Source organism: Escherichia sp. KCJ4928 (assembly GCF_004352695.1).
Lineage (GTDB): Bacteria > Pseudomonadota > Gammaproteobacteria > Enterobacterales > Enterobacteriaceae > ECMA0423.
On sequence record NZ_SJWV01000338.1, the window covers coordinates 1 to 2,284 of the forward strand.

At 55.0% G+C, this 2,284-nt stretch carries 4 protein-coding genes; all 4 read left to right on the forward strand.

What is annotated here, in order from left to right:
• Nucleotides 1-493 (forward strand): autotransporter domain-containing protein (locus tag E0D98_RS23435; RefSeq protein ID WP_131891145.1); only part of this gene is annotated, 493 nt, incomplete at its 5' end.
• 70 nt (nucleotides 494-563) lie between these two features.
• Nucleotides 564-797 (forward strand): DUF905 family protein, encoded by a 234-nt coding sequence (locus E0D98_RS23440; protein WP_001117559.1) that lies wholly within the window; start codon nucleotides 564-566, stop codon nucleotides 795-797.
• An 89-nt stretch (nucleotides 798-886) separates the two neighbouring features.
• On the forward strand, nucleotides 887-1,705 hold the full coding sequence (locus E0D98_RS23445; RefSeq protein ID WP_096857390.1) for a DUF932 domain-containing protein: 819 nt from the start codon (nucleotides 887-889) through the stop codon (nucleotides 1,703-1,705).
• Nucleotides 1,706-1,759: 54 nt separating this feature from the next.
• On the forward strand, nucleotides 1,760-2,245 hold the full coding sequence (locus E0D98_RS23450; RefSeq protein ID WP_000849591.1) for an antirestriction protein: 486 nt from the start codon (nucleotides 1,760-1,762) through the stop codon (nucleotides 2,243-2,245).
• The last annotated feature ends 39 nt before the right edge of the window (nucleotides 2,246-2,284 follow it).

Consider the following 2,284-nt stretch of genomic DNA (forward strand, 5'->3'; position numbering starts at 1 on the left):
CTTCAGTATCACTGACAACCTGATGCTGGAGCCACAACTGCAGTACACCTGGCAGGGACTTTCCCTGGATGACGGCCAGGATAACGCCGGTTATGTGAAGTTCGGGCATAGCAGTGCACAACATGTGTGTGCCGGTTTCCGTCTGGGCAGTCACAACGATATGACCTTTGGTGAAGGCACCTCATCCCGTGCCCCCCTGCGTGACAGTGCAAAACACAGTGTGCGTGAACTGCCGGTGAACTGGTGGGTACAGCCTTCCGTTATCCGCACCTTCAGCTCCCGGGGTGATATGCGTGTGGGGACCTCCACCGCAGGCAGCGGGATGACGTTCTCACCGTCCCGGAATGGCACGTCACTGGACCTGCAGGCCGGACTGGAAGCCCGTGTCCGGGAAAATATCACCCTGGGCGTTCAGGCCGGTTATGCCCACAGCGTCAGCGGCAGCAGCGCTGAAGGCTATAACGGTCAGGCCACGCTGAATGTGACTTTCTGATAATCAGGTCACTCCCCTTCAGGCCCCGGTCATCATGACCGGGGCTTTTTACTTTCAGGGAGCAACAGATATGCCGGGTTGTACAGCACGTTTATTGCCCGAAGGCCCTTTCTCACGCGGACAGGCTGTTGCCGTCACAACAGCTTACCGCAATGTGTTTACTGAAGATGACCAGGGAACATATTTCCGGCTGGTTATCCGTAATGCCGAAGGGCAGCTACGCTGGCGGTGCTGGAATTTTGAGTCTGACGCCGGAAAACAGCTTAATGTGTGGCTCTCCAGTGAAGGGCTTCTCAGGCAATAAACGTCTTCATTTCATCCATCAGGCCGCATCTTCTCCGGGAGACGCGGCCTTTTCATTTATACCGCCAACTCATTCATAAGGAGCAAATCATGCGATTAGCAAGTCGTTTTGGTTATGCGAACCAGATACGCCGTGACCGTCCACTGGCACGCGAAGAACTGATGTACCACGTCCCGAGTATTTTTGGAGAAGACCGGCACACCTCCCGCAGTGAACGGTATGCGTACATTCCCACCATCACCGTCCTGGAAAATCTGCAGCGGGAAGGCTTTCAGCCGTTCTTCGCCTGCCAGACCCGTGTGCGCGACCAGAGCCGCCGGGAATATACCAAACACATGCTGCGTCTGCGGCGGGCCGGACAGATAACCGGTCAGCATGTGCCTGAAATTATTCTGCTCAACTCCCATGACGGTACCTCCAGCTACCAGATGTTACCCGGATATTTTCGTGCCATTTGTACCAATGGCCTGGTCTGCGGTCAGTCGCTGGGAGAAGTCCGGGTGCCACACCGGGGAAACGTGGTGGACAGGGTCATAGAAGGCGCTTACGAGGTGGTGGGCGTGTTTGACCGGATTGAGGAAAAGCGTGATGCCATGCAGTCGCTGATTCTGCCGCCACCAGCACGCCAGGCGCTGGCACAGGCGGCACTGACTTACCGTTATGGTGACGAACATCAGCCCGTCACCACCGCCGACATTCTGACGCCACGACGCCGGGAGGATTACGGTAAGGACCTGTGGAGTGCTTATCAGACCATTCAGGAGAATATGCTGAAAGGCGGAATTTCAGGTCGCAGCGCTAAAGGAAAACGTATCCATACCCGTGCCATTCACAGCATTGACACTGACATTAAGCTCAACCGCGCATTGTGGGTGATGGCGGAAACGCTGCTGGAGAGCCTGCGCTGATTCAGCCATTACCCTGAAAACCACGCATTTATTTGTCCTTTAAGGAGTCATTTCATGAAAACCATTTCACATAATTCCACCACATCTTCTGTTTCCGTAACCGCTGCATCAGGGAATGACCAGTCTCAGCTGGTTGCCACCATAGTCCCTGATGAACAGCGCATCAGCTTCTGGCCGCAGCATTTTGGCCTCATTCCACAGTGGGTGACCCTGGAGCCCCGTATCTTCGGCTGGATGGACCGTCTTTGCGAAGACTACTGCGGTGGTATCTGGAATCTGTACACACTGAACAACGGTGGCGCATTTATGGCCCCCGAACCGGATGACGATGATGGCGAAAACTGGGTACTGTTCAATGCCATGAACGGTAACCGCGCTGAAATGAGCCCGGAAGCCGCCGGCATTGCCGCCTGTCTGATGACGTACAGTCATCATGCCTGTCGTACGGAGTGTTATGCCATGACGGTCCATTATTACCGGTTGCGGGATTACGCCCTGCAGCATCCGGAATGCAGCGCCATTATGCGCATCATCGACTGAATGGAGAGAAGCACAATGCAACAACTTTCCTTTCTGCCC